This is a genomic window from Cellvibrio polysaccharolyticus (assembly GCF_015182315.1).
In the GTDB taxonomy this organism is placed as follows: domain Bacteria; phylum Pseudomonadota; class Gammaproteobacteria; order Pseudomonadales; family Cellvibrionaceae; genus Cellvibrio; species Cellvibrio polysaccharolyticus.
The window spans coordinates 3,302,363-3,319,411 of sequence record NZ_PRDL01000001.1; the positions used below are offsets into that span (position 1 = coordinate 3,302,363).

General features: G+C 53.4%; 16 protein-coding genes. 2 read left to right on the forward strand and 14 right to left on the reverse strand.

Translation table 11 applies throughout. The features are described from left to right. Window positions 1-59 precede the first annotated feature (59 nt). The gene (locus C4F51_RS13945; RefSeq protein ID WP_235992339.1) at window positions 60-773 is read left to right on the forward strand and encodes a GntR family transcriptional regulator; all 714 of its coding nucleotides are present in this window, start codon (window positions 60-62) and stop codon (window positions 771-773) included. Between the two features lie 6 nt (window positions 774-779). On the opposite strand, the gene C4F51_RS13950 is transcribed toward C4F51_RS13945, so the two are convergent. From C4F51_RS13950 to C4F51_RS13960, 3 genes are all read right to left on the reverse strand, one after another. Next, on the reverse strand, window positions 780-1,016 hold the full coding sequence (locus C4F51_RS13950) for a hypothetical protein (protein ID WP_193910787.1): 237 nt from the start codon (window positions 1,014-1,016) through the stop codon (window positions 780-782). A 146-nt stretch (window positions 1,017-1,162) separates the two neighbouring features. Continuing rightward, complete coding sequence (djlA, locus tag C4F51_RS13955) at window positions 1,163-1,948, reverse strand: co-chaperone DjlA (RefSeq protein WP_193910798.1); 786 nt, start codon at window positions 1,946-1,948, stop codon at window positions 1,163-1,165. Between the two features lie 169 nt (window positions 1,949-2,117). Next, the gene (locus tag C4F51_RS13960; protein WP_193910800.1) at window positions 2,118-3,722 is read right to left on the reverse strand and encodes a protein adenylyltransferase SelO; all 1,605 of its coding nucleotides are present in this window, start codon (window positions 3,720-3,722) and stop codon (window positions 2,118-2,120) included. A gap of 151 nt (window positions 3,723-3,873) precedes the next feature. On the opposite strand from C4F51_RS13960, the gene C4F51_RS13965 reads away from it, so the two are divergent. Beyond that, window positions 3,874-5,007, forward strand: coding sequence for an AI-2E family transporter (locus C4F51_RS13965; protein ID WP_193910802.1), 1,134 nt, complete (start codon window positions 3,874-3,876; stop codon window positions 5,005-5,007). A 57-nt stretch (window positions 5,008-5,064) separates the two neighbouring features. Here the strand turns inward: C4F51_RS13965 and gloA are convergent, their stop codons facing one another. The 11 genes from gloA to ccoN form a co-directional block, all read right to left on the reverse strand. Then, window positions 5,065-5,448: a lactoylglutathione lyase gene (gene gloA, locus C4F51_RS13970; protein WP_193910804.1), complete on the reverse strand. Its 384-nt coding sequence runs from the start codon at window positions 5,446-5,448 to the stop codon at window positions 5,065-5,067. Between the two features lie 139 nt (window positions 5,449-5,587). After that, window positions 5,588-7,294 carry a BamA/TamA family outer membrane protein gene (locus C4F51_RS13975; protein WP_193910806.1) on the reverse strand — a complete coding sequence of 569 codons (1,707 nt, stop codon included), beginning with the start codon at window positions 7,292-7,294 and terminating at the stop codon, window positions 5,588-5,590. Between the two features lie 277 nt (window positions 7,295-7,571). Then, window positions 7,572-8,495 carry a sulfite exporter TauE/SafE family protein gene (locus C4F51_RS13980; protein ID WP_193910808.1) on the reverse strand — a complete coding sequence of 308 codons (924 nt, stop codon included), beginning with the start codon at window positions 8,493-8,495 and terminating at the stop codon, window positions 7,572-7,574. 36 nt (window positions 8,496-8,531) lie between these two features. Next, window positions 8,532-8,744, reverse strand: coding sequence for a cbb3-type cytochrome oxidase assembly protein CcoS (gene ccoS / locus C4F51_RS13985; RefSeq protein WP_193910810.1), 213 nt, complete (start codon window positions 8,742-8,744; stop codon window positions 8,532-8,534). 111 nt (window positions 8,745-8,855) lie between these two features. Further along, window positions 8,856-11,336: a heavy metal translocating P-type ATPase gene (locus C4F51_RS13990; protein WP_193910812.1), complete on the reverse strand. Its 2,481-nt coding sequence runs from the start codon at window positions 11,334-11,336 to the stop codon at window positions 8,856-8,858. 9 nt (window positions 11,337-11,345) lie between these two features. After that, window positions 11,346-11,870 (reverse strand): FixH family protein, encoded by a 525-nt coding sequence (locus C4F51_RS13995; RefSeq protein WP_193910814.1) that lies wholly within the window; start codon window positions 11,868-11,870, stop codon window positions 11,346-11,348. A 39-nt stretch (window positions 11,871-11,909) separates the two neighbouring features. After that, window positions 11,910-13,346, reverse strand: a complete 1,437-nt coding sequence (gene ccoG / locus C4F51_RS14000; protein ID WP_193910816.1) for a cytochrome c oxidase accessory protein CcoG — start codon at window positions 13,344-13,346, stop codon at window positions 11,910-11,912. 253 nt (window positions 13,347-13,599) lie between these two features. Further along, the gene (ccoP, locus tag C4F51_RS14005; RefSeq protein ID WP_193910818.1) at window positions 13,600-14,502 is read right to left on the reverse strand and encodes a cytochrome-c oxidase, cbb3-type subunit III; all 903 of its coding nucleotides are present in this window, start codon (window positions 14,500-14,502) and stop codon (window positions 13,600-13,602) included. Window positions 14,503-14,504: 2 nt separating this feature from the next. Then, window positions 14,505-14,705, reverse strand: a complete 201-nt coding sequence (locus C4F51_RS14010; protein ID WP_193910821.1) for a cbb3-type cytochrome oxidase subunit 3 — start codon at window positions 14,703-14,705, stop codon at window positions 14,505-14,507. Window positions 14,706-14,707: 2 nt separating this feature from the next. Next, window positions 14,708-15,319, reverse strand: a complete 612-nt coding sequence (ccoO, locus tag C4F51_RS14015) for a cytochrome-c oxidase, cbb3-type subunit II (protein WP_193910824.1) — start codon at window positions 15,317-15,319, stop codon at window positions 14,708-14,710. Window positions 15,320-15,330: 11 nt separating this feature from the next. Then, entirely contained in the window at window positions 15,331-16,785 is a 1,455-nt protein-coding gene (gene ccoN, locus C4F51_RS14020; protein WP_193910826.1) for a cytochrome-c oxidase, cbb3-type subunit I, read from the reverse strand. Between the last annotated feature and the right edge of the window lie 264 nt (window positions 16,786-17,049).

Sequence of the window (17,049 nt, forward strand, 5' to 3'; positions counted from 1 at the left end):
TTTTTGCTGTTAACCTGGTGTTACGCCGCAGGCGGGAACACTGCAGAGAGGATATAACCTTGGCCAAACGACCCGTTAGTATTTCAATGAAATCCGGATCTGAAAATCGCGGCTTGTCGTTTGATCGCCCCGTTGCCAGTCAGATTTATGCCTTTATACGCGATGCGATTGTCAGCATGGAGTTGCTGCCCGGACAGATGATTTCTGAAACGGCGCTGGCCGAACAATTTGGTGTTAGCCGCACGCCGGTGCGCGAAGCGCTGATTCAGCTGGCCAATATCGGCTTTGTGGAAGTGTTGCCGCAGCGGGGTACTTATGTATCCCGTTTCAGCGTAGAAAAAATTCTTGAAGCGCGGTTTATTCGTGAAGCGCTGGAAGTTGCGGTGGTGATGCACCTGGCCGAAAACGTAACGCCGGAAATTGTGCAGATTGGCGAAAAAATGATTGCCGAGCAAAACGTGGCCGCCAATGACGACGACCCGCATGCGTTTCAACGTCTGGACGACGAGTTTCATAATACCCTGGCAAATTTCACCAGCTACTCGCGCGTCGCAACGCTGATTGAAGCTGAAAAAGCGCATATGGATCGGGTGCGTAAACTCAGCTTGCATATGACCGGACAATACAAGCGGCTTATCACCCAGCACACCGCGATCATCAAGGCTATTAAAGCCGGCTCACCGGAAAAAGCCGCCAAAGCCATGGGTGTGCACATGAAAGACGTTTACAACGTGTTGCAGGTTATTCCCAAAGAACATCCGGAATATTTTTAACAGCGCTTAACCATTCAGTTCATCCGGCGAATCCATGGGCGGTAACTCGGTGGATTCACCGGCGGGAATTTCGACCGGCTCTTCAACAGGATACTCTTCCGGCTGGTGGTGCGGCGCTTCTTCCGGCTCCTGCACCGGTTTTTCATCAGGCGTTTCGGGCGGCAATTCAACCGGCGGATTTACCAGCGGCTCGGGTTGTTCCGGGGTGTGTTCGGCGGGTTTACCTGGTTGTTGCGTTGCCATACAGAGTACCTCGTTTAATAAAACAGGATGTACTCTTAACTCTAGGGAGCGCCGGGGGAAACGCAAACCCGGTAGAGAAGTTTGCGCAGGCCATCACGCCTGCGCCCCTGATTCGACACTTCCCCGCCACAAACTGCAGGGTGCGATTAACGCCCGCGGGATTTTTTAATCAGATCGTAGGCCGCCTGCACTTCTTGCGACCGCTCCGTTGCTTCCTTGATCATATCTTGCGGCATACCCTGGCCCATCAATTTATCCGGGTGGTATTCGCTCATCAATTTACGCCAGGCTTTTTTGACCTCGGCGTCAGATGCACTGGCAGAAACACCCAGCGCCTTATAAGCCAAAGCTAACTGATCCGGGCCTGGTGCCTGGTTGCCGCCACCGGTGTACCGGTGCTGACCGCCGCCAAAACTGTTTTGCGCCTGAATCATGCCGAGAATTTGCTCGAAGGCAAAGCTGGAGATGCCCAACCCTTCAGCAATGCGGCGCAGCACGGTGGCTTCTGCCTGTTGCAGCTGCCCATCGGCAATGGCCAGATTGATCAAATAAACCAGTAGCATTTGCGTCAGGTTGCGGCTGCGTGAGCAGTCTTCACGAAACTGGCGCAAGGCTTCATCCGGGTTGAAGTCGGCACCTGCACCGGTTTTAAATAATAAAATGGCTTCCTTACGGTGTTCCGCGGTCAAGCCCATTTTGCTCATCAGCGATTCCGTCAGGGCAATTTCGGTTTCCGAAATACGGCCGTCAGACTTGGCAACGTAACCCAACAGCAAAAACAGGGTTTTGAAAAAAGTGCGCTGAATTTTTTCCCGCTCTTCGGGGGAAACCGGCTTTTTGAAAAGGCGGAAAATGCGGTAGGTGATAAACCCGACCAGCAGGCCGAACAAGGCCAGCAAGCCAAAGATAGCCGCAAGAATTTTTCTGATCATAAATTACCTGTAGTCAGTGTCGAGATGATGCCATTATCCAATAGTGCGCGTTAATACACGCTTAATTTTTTGTAACTATTTTGCTATTCCAGCGAACTGCCCTGCACCTCAGCCGCGCAGCCTCCTCACTTTTATCAGCACGGCCATAGCCCGGCAGCAACGCGCTGCGTCAGGAGCTGCATGACAACATCGAGCAGCCCGCCTTGTTGCGCGCCCACTCCGGGCGTTTGGCAAAGAGATCCTGATGTTCGGGTTGTTCGTCGTAGGGTCGTTTCAGCACGTCCAGCAACCGCTGCACCATGGAATAATCGCCATCAGTCGCCAGGTCAATCGCCTGTTGCGCCAGATAATTGCGCAACACATATTTGGGATTGGTGGATTGCATCAACCGATAACGCCGGTTCAAGGCATCGTCATACTGCTGCGCCTCCTGCTGCACGCGCAGGCGATATTGCTGCAACCAGTTTTGCAGTTGCTGCTGATAACCGGCTGGCGGCGCCCGGTAAAGCGCCTCGGCCAGCAGCGAAGCATCAATAGTTTCTGCCGCCACGCTATTGAGCTGCAAGTCCACGTCAGCGAGGTGACGATAGAAGATCGTCATATCTGTTTCGGTAAGTTGCAACACCCGGTGCAAGTCATCAATCAGCAGGTCATCCTCGGGCTGCCACTGTTGTAAACCCAGCTTGGCGGTCATATCCAGCTGGCGAGCCTGCTCAAGGGTTTGTCGATACACATCAAGCCCGGCATTCAGCGGTTCGACCTCTTCCACCAACGGATAGAGTGCGTTACCCAGCTGCGCCAGATTCCACAGCGCCACCGACGGCTGGTTGCCGTAGCGATAGCGGCGACCCTCAGCATCCGTGGTGTTGGGCGTCCATGCCGGGTCAAATCCTTCCAGCCAGCCGTAGGGGCCATAATCAATGGTCAGCCCGAGAATGGACATATTGTCGGTATTCATCACGCCATGCACAAAGCCGACCCGCATCCAGTGAGCAACCATCTCCGCTGTACGGCGGCTGACGTCGTGAAAGAAGGCGATATACGCCGCCTTGCCCGGTTCGCCAAATTGCGGAAAATCGTTGCGCAGGGTCACATCCACCAGCTGGCGCAACAAGGCTATATCCCCGCGCGATGCAGGTAACTCGAAATGACCGAAGCGGGTAAAGGACGGGGCGACCCGACACACCACCGCGCCCGGCTCCCATTCCGGCCGGCCGTTGTAAAACATATCCCGTCTGACGTTATCGCCGGTGGTTACCAAGCTGAGGGCCCGGGTGGTGGGCACACCGAGATAATGCATCGCCTCACTGCAGAGAAATTCACGCACCGATGAGCGCAACACCGCCAGGCCATCGGCGGTGCGGGAATAAGGGGTTAACCCGGCACCTTTCAGTTGCAGGGTAAGATGATCGCCCTGCGGCGTTACTGCCTCGCCAAGATTAATAGCCCGCCCGTCACCCAATTGACCGGCCCAGTTGCCAAACTGGTGGCCGCCATAAACCATGGCGTAAGGCTGCATACCCGGTAGCAACCGGTTGCCGGCCATCACCTCGGTGAATAGCGTCTTGTCGGCGTCGGTGAGATCAAACCCCAGATCATTGGCAACATCGCTGGAATACGCCACCAATGAGGGACGGGAGGCAACCCGGGGTTGAACTTCCGACCACAAAGCGCCCTCCACAGAACGGGGGAAATTACGGTGCTCCGGGTCAGCGGGAAGCTGCTGGATAAACCGGTTGTCGAACTGCAGAGACTGAAAAGTGCGAGAGGCCATGAACGATTTCCCGGTGAAAAGCAGGAGTGTATCACCGGTGCTTACCCTTTGCCGGAGGCGGAGGCTGTAAACGCGACTCACTTAGCGGTAGGCAATTTGCCGGGGAGTGACTTACAATCAAAGCTCTGTTGACAGAGTCGGAATGGTTTTTATGTCGTCTGTTTTGCCCGAAAAAGCTTTTGCTCGCTGGTTACTGATCTTTGTCCTGATTGCCGGTATCTACTTCTTCAGCGGTTTCCTGGTGCCGGTTCTGGCAGCACTTATCATCGGTTTTGCCAGCTGGCCACTGTACGAACGGCTGCTCACACTCTGCCGCGGCAACACCGCCGCCGCCGCCACACTGGCGCTGCTGGTCATTCTCACGGTGCTGGTTATCCCTATCGCGATGGCCTTTTCCTACGCCTTGCAGGAAGCGCGGCAGTGGATTGAGTGGTTGATCATCGCCAACCGCGATGGCGCGGCCATGCCGGAATGGATTTCTGCCTTGCCTGGCATTGGCGACTGGCTTACTCCTTATTGGGAGGCCAACCTCAGCAAACCCCACGCACTTGGCGAATGGGTGCAGGTAATCAGCGGCGAACATCTGGGCAATATTTATCGCTGGGCGTTGGCTTTCAGCGGCAAGGCATTTCACCTCGCACTGACCCTGCTCTTTATGCTGATCACGCTGTTCTTTATTTATAAAGACGGCATTCGCCTGAGCTTGCAGCTGGACAAAATTGGCGAGCGTATTCTCCCCGACCAATGGCAGCGCTTTTCCCGTGTAGTACCGGCCACTATCAGCTCTACCGTGATCGGCATGGGCGTTATCGCGCTGGGTGAAGGGGTGATTCTCGGTATCGCCTACGCGATTGCTGGTGTGCCCTCGCCGGTGGCGCTGGGGGTAATCACCGGCTTTATGGCATTGATTCCCGGCGGTGCGCCGCTGGCGTTTACCCTGGTGTCGCTGTACCTGTTCGGCTCGGGCCATGTTATCGAGGGCATCGCGCTCTTTATGTGGGGTTCTATCGAGCTGTTTATCGTCGATAAAACCTTGCGTCCACGCCTGGTCGGCGGGCCCATCAAGCTGCCCTTTCTACCCACGTTTTTTGGCCTGATTGGCGGTGTACAAACCATGGGGCTGGTGGGTTTGTTTATCGGCCCGGTATTGATGGCATTGCTGGTGGCGATCTGGAAAGAATGGTTGCGACAGGCCGAAAATGATAGCCACAAAGAGCTGCTACAAAATGAAGAGGTGGGTACGCTTGCAACCAGCCGCCCGCCACCGGAAACGCCTTCCCCATAAAACAAAAAGGGCAGATGGAATCACCATCTGCCCTTTTTTATAGTTCGCCCTGCCGGCTTATTTAACACCCAGCAACTCTACCTTGTAACCGTCCGGATCTTCTACGAACGCCAGAATGGTCGTGCCGTGCTTCATCGGGCCCGGCTCACGAACCACCTTGCCGCCAGCGGCGCGGATTTTTTCACAGGTTGCATACACATCGTCGCAACCCAGCGCGATATGTCCGTAAGCAGTTCCGAGCTCGTATTTTTCCACACCATAGTTGTAGGTCAATTCAATAACCGAGTGGTCTGACTCGTCGCCGTAACCGACAAAGGCCAGGGTAAATTCTCCCCCCGGAAAATCCTCCTTGCGCAACAGCTTCATACCCAGGGTTTCGGTGTAGAAAGCGATGGAACGTTCAAGGTTGCCGACGCGCAGCATGGTGTGTAATAAACGCATGAAAAATCTCCGATGCTTACCGCTTGTACTTCACTTTATGACAACGGCTTTTTTAAAAGAAAACGACGATGAGCGGCTGCAACCGGTCATCGTCGATGCTGTATTACAAACGGTTACCCGTTATTAAATGCCAGGCCCACTAGAAGGACTGCTGGGCATGAACCAGTAATTGTAAATCACTGATACCTTCACGTTCGACCAGCGGCGTCGCCACGTTAATGTGAATCACATTACCCACCCGTACTTTACTGGAGCTGAGGCGCAAACCAAAACCGACGTTGGCAAGAAAAGGATTGGAGATACCATCGTTGTCACCCCAAACGCGCCCGCCATCCACAAAAATAACGCCGCCCATACGAACCAGGTTAAACAGGTGAACGTCGGAGAAGTAACGACGTTCTATGGAAACCACATAGCGTTTATTGCCGCGCTGATAGTCGGTCGGGTAACCGCGCAAGCCTGTGGTATCGCCACCGGTTAACTGTTCGTATTGCTCCAGGTTTTGCCCGGCAGCCACATTGAGGCTGGCATACCAACGATTTTTTTCATCAAGAAAATAGTTGTAGGCAACCTTACCGCCAATAATTGTGCTGTCTTTGAAATTGGATTTCAGGCCATAACGACCATCCACATGCGCGCCCATTTCCAGCACATGACGACCGCGAACATCGCGAGCGTTGGAAATTTCGCCCATGTAACGAATCATTTCATCGGCGCCATCCAATGCGGTGCCGCCGTAACCCAATCTGAAATCGGCATTGATACCCAGCGGAATATCTTCGGTACGGTTGATCTGGTTGACGTTGCGGTAAACACCGAATTCATTACGAATATATTCGTAACCAATCCACGGATAAACCGCCTTGCGGTATTCCGGTATGCCCTGTTCTGTTTTTTCAGTCGCGTAAAAAGAATCTTCTTCTTTGGTTATACCCACATACCAGCGGTCAGTAAAATCGGAGTGAATACGCGTTGCCAGACCGGCATAAATTTCCTGTTTTACAATCTGGTGGCGAAACTCATTAATAATTTTGCCACCGGAGCGAATCGGATTCACCTCGGTAATATCTTGCGCCAGCACACCGGCTGACCAGGGTGTATTCAGCGAATAAAACGGGCGGGAGAAACTGAACAAGGTATTTCTACCATCACTGGTATCGGCGTATGACACCTGAATAGAGTAAGGCTTGTTCAAAAAATGCGGGTTGCGAAAGCTGTAACCGATACTGTTACGATCGGCGAGCTGTTCGTATTCAATTTTGGCACTGTTGCCGGTACCGAAAATATTATCGTCGCTAATACCGAAACCGGATTCGCTTTCACCGGCTTTGCGTTTGAAGGAAACTTCCGGCTCCAGTGACCAGGCGTCCTGGGTTACTACCAGCACATCAATTTCGTTATCGCAAATTGCCGCAGGCTGAATATAGGCGTTGGTCAAATAACTGCGCGTACGCAAAATACGCTCGGTCTCGTGTACCGAATCTACCCGCAAGGAATCGCCTTCTTTAAACAGCAACTGCGACTTGATGACATTCGGCAAAGTATTAATGTGCAGACTGTTTACAAAACGATACAGACGATTGTTTTCTTCCGGATTCTCCTCGTCGAATACATCAATCGTTTTGAGAACAATGTTACGAATCGTTTTACCTTCATGCCCCGCAAAAGGATCGCGCGTATCCCGCTTGGCACCAGCCTTGGGGCGCTCGGCGAGGATGACGCGCTGATCCAGATAGGTACAACCATCGTTGGGCGGCGTGGTTGGTTCTGCGGTTTCCTGTGCAGTGGCCTTGAATGTCCAGAGGGCGCAGGCAATGCATAAGCCGTTACGCAAGGCGTTGATCATTTTTCACTCTCTGGCAGGGTACGTTCGGGATAGACATAATAGATTCAAAAGTCAGCAATGTTATTGGAGTGATTATAGCCGCTATAGTTGGAAGCTCCTCACAAGCTTGACATTAACACGCCAAACCCGGGAATCACAAAGGGGGAAATGCAAGAATATGTGAGCGACTTCCGCAATCCGCCAACAAACTGACGAATTGCGAAAAAGTGAAGGCAGACGAAGAATTCATCAAAATAAAGGCAGAAAAAAATACCGCTATTATTTTCAGCGCGGCAATCTAGTGATGGTGTTGGTGGTCATTGTGAGCGTCCGGATTTTCAACCGGATGGGCATTATGTTGCTGAGGCGCATTGGGATCTGATTCAGGAAGCTGCTCATGAGCGCCATGCTGATCGGACGTGCTTTGGTTGTGATCAATCGGCGCACTGTGATGATCGTGGCTGCTCGTTGATGCGTCATGATGATCATGATTTTCCACAGAGGCGCCATGGTCATGATCGCTGTGATCGCTGTGATCGCTGTGATCGCTGTGATCATGATGGTGATGGCCGGTGGCGGCCGCCAGTGTCCAGATACCGAAGGCAATAATCAGCAGCGCAAAGCCGGTGCGCACCGAGCGCTTTTGCAGCAGGCCGGCAAAACGCTCGGCGGCGAGGCCGGTAGCCATTACCGCTGGCAAAGTGCCGAGACCAAATGCAAGCATCAACAAGGGAGCCATATTGCCGTGGGTCATACTGAAGGCCAGCGCGGTATATACCAGCCCGCACGGCAGCCAGCCCCACAAAGCACCGAGAAAAAAAGCCTGGGAGACCGAACGCACAGGAAGCAAGCCTTTACCCAGGGGTTGCAAATACACCCACAGGTAACGCCCCAAGGTTTCCAGACGGGTGAGCCCTCGCCACCAGTTGGCCAGGTACAAGCCCATCGCAATCAGTAACAAACCGGCAACAACACGTAACCAGGCAGCACCGCCCGCCATAATGATGGCACCGGCAAACAGCGCGGTAATCGCGCCCATGAAAGCATAACTGAGAATGCGCCCGATATTGTAAGCCGTAACCAGCTGAACACGTCGTTGACGGGCTTCCGCCGGAATCGCCATGACCAGAGCGCCCATAATGCCGCCGCACATACCCACGCAGTGGGCACTGCTGAGTAACCCGAGCAAAAACGCAGAAAGCAACGAAGCCCACTCAATCATAAGTAACCCGTTTTCACCACAAAAAAGCTGCCATTGTTAATCCACTTTGTCTGGCGACGAATCTTTTCCGGTTGCAGCTGGCTGCGGTTTGGCAGGTTGTTCCAGAGGCGTATCATCATCAAAGAGAATACGGTTGGCTTCTGTTTCCAGGTTATCGTATTGGCCGCTTTTCAGCGCCCAAAACAAAAAACGAATCGCAAGGCCGATAAAGATCAGTCCGACAGGAATGATAAAAAAATAAATTTCCACACTCAGCCTCTCATTGTTTATACACAGTGTTTGTAAAAAAACACCGGCAAGGGGTGCATGTCATTTACCAACTGCATGAATCAGGCAGTTGGTAAACCGCGAGCAAAATCGCTACTTTTGCTGGTCGTTATCACTCAGTCGCAGCGAGTTGAAAATCACTACCAGAGAACTTGCCGTCATACCAATGGCGGCCATCCAGGGAGCAATCCAGCCTGCCGAAGCGAGGGGTAAAGCCACGATATTGTAAGCCAGCGAAAAGCGCAGGTTCTGCCGAATGATACGGCGAGTGCGACGGGCGATGACCATGGCTTCATGAACCACCATAAGATCGTCATTCAGCAACACCGAATCGGCTCTGGTTTGCGCCAGGTCAGAAGCGGCAGCCATGGCAACAGAGACATCGGCACCCGAAAGTACCGGCACATCGTTAATGCCATCCCCCATCATCAGTACCTTATCACCCTGTTGTTGCCAGGTGTGCAAGTGCGACAATTTGTCATCCGGGCTGGCGCCGGCGACAAAGGTATCTATGCCCAGCTCGGCGGCCAGGTGCGCAACGGCGCCGGACTGATCGCCACTCAACAAAGCCACCGCAATGCCATCGGCACGCAAAGCCTGCACCAGCGCTTTGGCGCCCGGACGAATTTCATCGGCCAGGCCGAACCATGCCAAAGGCTCGTCCGTGTTCGCCAATAACAACCAGGTTTTTTCGCTGTCCGGCAGTGTCGGAAGCGAATTTTCCGGGCTTGTTGTATACAACGCTGCGGCGAAATCGGGGCGACCGAGCCGGTAGTGTTTACCGGCGATAAAACCTTCAACCCCGGCGGCGGTAACCTGCCGGAATTGTTGTACCTCCGGTAACGCGGCCTGGTGGTCAAAAGCCGCCGAAAGCGGGTGATTGGCCCGCAGTTCCAGCGCGCTGGCAAGTATCAGACAGTCGGCGTTGCCGGTTGATCCCAGGGCGATCTGTTGTTGAATAACAAATTGTCCACGGGTCAGCGTACCGGTTTTATCAAACACCACGCGATTGATCCCGGTGAGGCTTTCAATCACATGGCCACGGGCAATTAAAAAACCGCGTTTGCGCAAGTTGGCCGTGGCCGCACTCAGGGCCGCCGGCATTGCCAGCGCCAGTGCACAAGGGCACGTGACCACCAGCACCGACAAGGTTACCCAGAAAGCGCGTGACGCGTCGTACCACAGCCAGAAGGCAAACACTGCCACACAAATAACCAGCAGGCGGGCAATAAAAAACCGCGCAATGCGGTCTGCCATGGTGACCTGCACCGGCTTTTCAGACGATGCCTGCGCCGCCAGGCGTTCGATAGCTGACAGGCGCGTTGCCGCACCGGTGGCGGATACGCTCACCACCAGCGAGCTGTCGTTATTCAAAGTGCCGGCAATCACCTGATCGCCCGGTTGCTTGGCGACCGGAACCGATTCACCGGTGAGGATGGCCTCTACCGCACTGCTCTGCCCGTCTTCAACCACACCGTCACAGGGGAAAGTTTCGCCAGCCCGTACCAGCACCCGGTCACCCGGGCGCAACAATTTCAAAGGTACTTGCTGCAATTCGGTGTTGGCGTTCAATTCTGTCAGCGAGGGATGGCTATTGTCGGAGGGCAAACAACAGGCGGTCAGCGGCATCAACTGGGCGAGATTGCCGAAAGCCTGACGATTTTTATGACGGGCCCGCATCTCGATGTAACGCCCCAACAACAGGAAGAAGGCAAACATTGAAACGGATTCAAAGTAGATTTCACCGGTGCCGCGCACGGTGGCGTACAAGCTGCCGAGGTAAGCCAGCCCCATTGCCAGCGCGACCGGCACATCCATCACCAACTGCCCGGCCTTGAGGCTTCGCCACGCGGTTTTGAAAAAAGGCTGAGCACTGAACAGGATAACCGGGGTGGCGGCAATCAAACTTTGCCAACGCAAAAATTCCACCCAGAATTCGCTGGCGCCGGTGTACATACCTACTGCCACCATCATCGCCTGCATCATGCCGAAGCCGGCAACCCCGATGCGCATCAACGCCATGCGGTTTTCCTTGCGCACCAGCTCCTGCTGCTGCTCGTCCGTTGCCGGGCGGGGGGAATAACCGATGTCGGCCAGCGCGGCCATGAGTGCGGAGAGATTTTGCTCTTTACCGGACCACAGTAGCGTACAGCGGTGGGTGGTAACGTTGATGGTTACCGACCGGACACCGGTCTGCTTTTTCATGTGGGTTTCAATAAGCCAGGAACAGGCCGCGCAGGTAATGCCTTCAAGTAGCAGGTTGGCCTGGCGGATATCCTGCTCATCATCCAGCGGGGTGACGAAGTCTGCCTGAATTTCCGGCAGATCATAAATAGACCAATGGGTATTCAGGGTATTCCCGTCCGCCTCGGGACGGGCGCTGACGCTGGTGCGAAAACGGTAAAAATTGTCCAGACCACCATCAACAATGGCGGTCGCTACCGCCTGGCAGCCGGGGCAACACATCCACTCCTGCTTGCCATTGATTGCCACCGGAAACCCGGGGCTGGCAGGAACCGGCAAACCACAATGAAAACAGGGTTGCCCCGCAACAGGGCCGTCAGCAGTGGACATAGCTTGTTATCAATGCGCCAGCGGTTGGAGAACGATAAAGTCACCTTCGGTAAAACGGATCTGACCGCTCAACACCCAATCGGCGTTCTTGCGCTGATTTTTGTCGAGTTCAGGAATCAGCGTCAGGTACCACATATGGTCAATGGTCTTATCCAGCTGACCGGCATAACGCTGGTCTGTCAGGCGATTGAGGATGACGGTTTGATCCAGATCGGCCTCGAAGGGATGATCGAGCAGCAACAATAAGGTATCCGGCAGCTCCGCGCCCGCTGGCATATCCAGGGTTACGTCACCGGTGGCGCGGTCAAACGCCAGTGCACCGGTGAGGTTCAGTTCGGCGGCACGGCGGTGTTGCACCATGACCTGATTGATCATGCGGCCTTCCTTGTAGTAGTTATCAATAACCACGTCGTCGGCGTTTTTGTAGGCCACACTAATCAGAATGGAAACCACAATCACCACCACGAACAGCGGTGTCATCAGGTACCAGAACCAGAATTGGCGATACCAGGGCTTGATAATTTCAGTACTCATACATATCTCACTACAAGAGAAGTGAACGCCCGGGCGGCGTTAACGGGCGCCCGAAGCAGGACCAATAAAGCTGGTGGAGTGGGAAGCCCGAACATCCGGGTTCTCCCGTGACTGCACCGTGATGATGATTGGCGTCTGCACATCTTTCAGTTCACTGCGTTTAACGGTTACCCGCACAGGAACCGTAAGGATATCACCTTCTGCCACTTCACTTGGGCGATAGCCCTTGAGTTCGAAGCTATAACTTCCGGTAACCGCCACATCAAAGACATGGCCATGACGGTCCATGTTGTTGATTTTGATGGTGTAGACGTTCTGGATTTCATCACCGGCGACGCGATACATGCGCACGCCCCTGTCTCTCAGTACCTCCATACCCACCGGCACACGGGTGGAGATGGTGTAAACAAAGACACTGATCATCGCCAGCAAAATAAATGCATAACCCACCAGGCGCGGACGGAAGACGTTGCTTTTGCCGGTTTCGATGGCTTCTTCGGTGGTGAAGCTGATCAGGCCGCGCTCGTAACCCATTTTGTCCATCACGGTATTACAGGCGTCAACGCAGAGGCCGCAATCAATACAATCCGGCTGCAACCCGTCGCGGATATCAATATCCACCGGGCACACCTGAACGCACCAGGAACAGTCGATACAATCGCCCAGTCCTTTTGCCTTGTAGTCTTCATTGGGTTTGCGCGGGCCGCGATTTTCGCCGCGCTTGTAGTTATAAAACACGGTCAGGGTGTCGCGGTCGTACATCACTGACTGGAAGCGGGCATAAGGGCACATGTATTTACACACCTGCTCGCGCAGGAAGCCGGCGTTCATGTAAGTCGCCCCGGCAAAAAAGACCACCCAGAATGCCGGTGCCAGATCGGACTGGAAGGTCACCAGGTCATAAATCAGGCCGCGAATCGGGAAAAAGTAACCCACGAAGGTCAGCGCGGTAATCAGCGAAATCGCCAGCCAGATGGTGTGCGTGCCGGTCTTGCGCAGGATTTTTTCTGCATTCCAGGGGCCGGCATCAAGCTTCATACGCTTGTTCCGATCGCCCTGACAAAAGTGTTCCGCCCAGATAAACATCTGCGTCCATACGGTTTGCGGACAGGTAAAACCACACCACACACGCCCCACCAGCACGGTGACAGTAAAGAGCGCAAAAGCGGCGATAATCAGCAAAAACGCCAGCAACATGCCGTCATGCGGCCAGAAGGTCAACGAAAGGATATGAAACTTGCGCTCGGGCAAATCAAACAACATGGCGGGCCGGCCATCGATGACCAACCAGGGCATCAACAAATAGCCCAGCAAGAGAGGAATACCGGTGTAACGTCGCAAGCGTTGGTAAAAGCCGGTGATGCGACGGGTATAGATTTTGTCGGCAGCTTCGTAGAGGTTTACGTAGCGAATTTCGTTGGCGGGGTCCTGATGCTGGACGGTGTTTTTTGAAGATGTCTCTGGTTTATCGCTCAAGGGAAAAACCTCGCAGGAAGAGAGATAACAGCTGAAAAAAAAGGGAAAAGAAAAAATGTTTTCTTTTCCCTCTCTTATCTTTTTAACACTTGCTCCTACGGAACCTGCCTCGAATCGTGCAGGCCGCGGTCAAGAATGACGATCACTGAAAGATGCATTTTACATGCATTAAATGGTAATTTTCCAGCGATTTTCAAGGCCTGCGGCCAGCAAATATCAATTCCTCAGCGAATTCCTGTAATGCACTGCAGCGTTATTCCGCATCCTCAAGGGACAGGCTGTAAACATAAGCAGCCAACAGATGGATACGCTCCTCTTTCAGCAGTTCCTGCTGTGCAGGCATCATGCCGTTACGGCCCTGACGGATGGTTTGACGGATTTCGTGTGGCTCACCGCCGTATAACCAGATGTTGTCAGTCAGATTAGGCGCGCCCAGTAACTGATTACCTTTACCGTCTACGCCGTGGCAAACCGCACAGTTGGTAACAAACAATTGCTCACCCGCCGTACTTTTAACATCATCATGCTCGCTACCGGACAGCGACAGTACATATTCAGTGACGTTGGTAATGCCGGTTTCACCCAAAATGGCAGACCAGGCGGGCATTGCTGCCTGACGACCATGAAGAATGGTCTCCTTGATCTTTTCCGGGGTACCGCCCCACAGCCAATCGTCATCTGTCAGGTTAGGGAAACCGAAGTTACCACCACCGTCAGCACCGTGGCACACCGCACAGTTGTTGGCGAACAGACGCAAGCCCATTCTCATCGCTGCCGGATCACGCGCCAGTTGTTCAATAGGCGTGTTGGCATAGATACCAAACTGTTCTGCGTAACGGGCATCTGCCTGCTGTTGATGGCCACGCAATTCTTTTACCGACGTCCAGCCGGAAACACCTTTCCAGTCACCCAGACCCGGGAAAACAATCAGATAGCCAATGGCAAAGATGAAAGTGCCGATAAACAGGTAGAACCACCAGCGAGGCAGCGGGTTATCGTACTCTTCAATACCGTCGTAAGAGTGACCGGTAGTCCGGTTCTCTTCCTGATCCTGATCGCTAACAGCAACTTTACTGTTGGCCAGCAGAACCCATAACAACAACGCAAGGTTGGTCAGGGTTAAACCGATAATCCAAAAATTCCAAAATATACCCATGCTTATTTCCGCCCTGCTTCATCATCATCGGGATGATGTTGATCATTCTGTTTGTGTTGCTCTTCATCATCGTCGGCAAAAGGAAGGTTGGCGTCGTCACGAAAGCGACCCTTCCTTTTAGGCGCGAACGCCCACCAGCAAACTCCGATGAAGGCAATCGTTACCAAAACTGTGGAGATGGCGCCAAGCGTTCCCTGGTCCATAATCAACGTTTCTCTTTAAGCAGTATTCCAAGTTGCTGCAGGTAAGCAACCAGCGCATCCATCTCGGTAACACCTTCAACAGCTGCTCGGGCACCGTCGATATCATCATCGGTATAAGGCACACCGACACGGCGCAGGGCACGCATTTTGGCAGCGGTGTGCTTGCCATCCAACTTGTTGTCATACAACCATGGGAAGGCAGGCATGTTCGATTCCGGTACCACGATACGCGGGTTGAACAAGTGCACCTTGTGCCAGTCATCTGAATAACGACCACCTACACGGGCCAAATCCGGACCGGTACGCTTGGAGCCCCACAGGAAGGGATGCTCATAAACAGATTCACCGGCAACTGAATAGTGACCGTAACGCTCAACCTCGGCACGCAATGGACGAACCATTTGCGTGTGACATACGTGACAACCTTCGCGAATATAGATATCACGGCCTTCAAGGATCAACGCCGGCAGCGGCATCAGGCCTTCAACGGGCGTGGTTGTTTCTTTCAAAAAGAACTGCGGTACGATCTGAACCAGACCACCGAAGCTGATGGCAACAATCACCAGCACAGTCATCAGACCAATATTTTTTTCTACTACATCATGACCTTTCATCGAATTTCCCCTTAAGCCGCCTGTGGAGCCGGAGCCACATTGGTATCCAATGCGACAGCATCAGGAGCCTTGGCTGTACGGTAGGTGTTATATCCCATCAGCAACATACCCGCGAGGAAGAACGCCCCGCCCAGGAAGCGGACAAAGTAGCCCGGGTAGCTGGCATCAACGGCCTCAACAAAGCTGTAAGTCAGGGTGCCGTCAGCATTAAATGCACGCCACATCAAACCTTGCATAATGCCGTTTACCCACATGGAAGCGATGTACAAAACAGTACCGATGGTAGCCAGCCAGAAGTGGATATTTACCCACGCCACGCTATACATGTGCTTGCGTCCGTAAAGGATTGGCAACAGGTGATACACCGCACCGATACTGATCATAGCTACCCAGCCGAGCGCACCGGCGTGTACGTGAGCAATGGTCCAGTCAGTGTTGTGTGACAAGGCGTTAACGGTTTTGATGGACATCATCGGGCCTTCAAAGGTCGACATACCGTAGAACGACAGGGAAACCACCAGGAAGCGCAGTGTCGGGTCGGTACGCAGTTTGTGCCAGGCACCGGACAGCGTCATAACACCGTTGATCATACCGCCCCAGCTTGGCGCCAGCAGAATCAGGGACATCACCATACCGAGGCTTTGAGTCCAATCCGGCAGTGCGGAGTAATGCAAGTGGTGAGCACCAGCCCAGATGTACAGGGAGATCAGCGCCCAGAAGTGAACGATAGAGAGCTGGTAAGAATAAACCGGACGACCCGCTTGCTTGGGTACGAAGTAATACATCATGCCGAGGAAGCCGGCAGTCAGGAAGAAACCTACCGCATTGTGGCCATACCACCATTGCACCATTGCATCGGCAGCACCGGCGTAAGCAGAATAGGACTTGGTCAAGCTAACCGGCGTAAAGGCACTGTTAACGATATGCAACACCGCAATCGTCAGAATAAAACCACCGTAAAACCAGTTAGCGACGTAGATGTGGTCGGTGCTGCGCTTGACGATAGTGCCGAAGAAAACCACTGCGTAGGAAATCCAGACAACCGCAATCAGAATATCAATTGGCCACTCCAGCTCCGCGTATTCCTTGGCGCTGGTGTAACCCAGGGGCAAAGTAATAATGGCCAGAATAATAACCAGTTGCCATCCCCAGAAGGTGAACGGCACCAGCCAGCCACCGAAAAGATTGGCCTGACAGGTACGCTGCACAACGTAGTAAGAGGTACCAAACAACGCACAACCACCAAACGCGAAAATTACCGCATTGGTGTGCAGAGGACGCAAGCGACCGAAGTGAGTGTAAGGTTGGAAAATATCATTCAACTCAGGCCAGAACAGCTGAGCGGCGATAAGCACTCCGATAGCCATACCGACCACACCCCAGACGATGGTCATAATGGCGAATTGGCGTACTATCTTGTAGTTATAGACCGGACGGTCATTGGCGGCAGCCACATTACTACTCATAGGACATTCCTAGCGACAATTTAAAAACTGAAAACGAATCGAACCGATTCGGGCATAGCCGAGATCGGATCTCCGCAGTTGCCTATGGCATGACTGTGGCATCTTCCGCCAAAATCCGACCGTCGGCTTTGATATTGATCAATTTACCTAAAAACAGATCAATATCAGAAACTTGCAGACTGTCTTCACAATGCCATAAGCGATGCGCCTGCCCATTAAACTGAATGAGCAAACGACCACAGGCGCCCAGGCGCCTGTCCTATA

Bases quoted from the DNA above. Each gene is read 5' to 3' on its own strand.
- C4F51_RS13950 (WP_193910787.1), bottom strand. From the start codon at position 1,016: ATGGCAACGCAACAACCAGGTAAACCCGCCGAACACACCCCGGAACAA.
- djlA (WP_193910798.1), bottom strand. From the start codon at position 1,948: ATGATCAGAAAAATTCTTGCGGCTATCTTTGGCTTGCTGGCCTTGTTC.
- C4F51_RS13960 (WP_193910800.1), bottom strand. From the start codon at position 3,722: ATGGCCTCTCGCACTTTTCAGTCTCTGCAGTTCGACAACCGGTTTATC.
- C4F51_RS13965 (WP_193910802.1), top strand. From the start codon at position 3,874: ATGTCGTCTGTTTTGCCCGAAAAAGCTTTTGCTCGCTGGTTACTGATC.
- gloA (WP_193910804.1), bottom strand. From the start codon at position 5,448: ATGCGTTTATTACACACCATGCTGCGCGTCGGCAACCTTGAACGTTCC.
- C4F51_RS13975 (WP_193910806.1), bottom strand. From the start codon at position 7,294: ATGATCAACGCCTTGCGTAACGGCTTATGCATTGCCTGCGCCCTCTGG.
- C4F51_RS13980 (WP_193910808.1), bottom strand. From the start codon at position 8,495: ATGATTGAGTGGGCTTCGTTGCTTTCTGCGTTTTTGCTCGGGTTACTC.
- C4F51_RS13990 (WP_193910812.1), bottom strand. From the start codon at position 11,336: ATGTCCACTGCTGACGGCCCTGTTGCGGGGCAACCCTGTTTTCATTGT.
- C4F51_RS13995 (WP_193910814.1), bottom strand. From the start codon at position 11,870: ATGAGTACTGAAATTATCAAGCCCTGGTATCGCCAATTCTGGTTCTGG.
- ccoP (WP_193910818.1), bottom strand. From the start codon at position 14,502: ATGGGTATATTTTGGAATTTTTGGATTATCGGTTTAACCCTGACCAAC.
- C4F51_RS14010 (WP_193910821.1), bottom strand. From the start codon at position 14,705: ATGGACCAGGGAACGCTTGGCGCCATCTCCACAGTTTTGGTAACGATT.
- ccoO (WP_193910824.1), bottom strand. From the start codon at position 15,319: ATGAAAGGTCATGATGTAGTAGAAAAAAATATTGGTCTGATGACTGTG.
- ccoN (WP_193910826.1), bottom strand. From the start codon at position 16,785: ATGAGTAGTAATGTGGCTGCCGCCAATGACCGTCCGGTCTATAACTAC.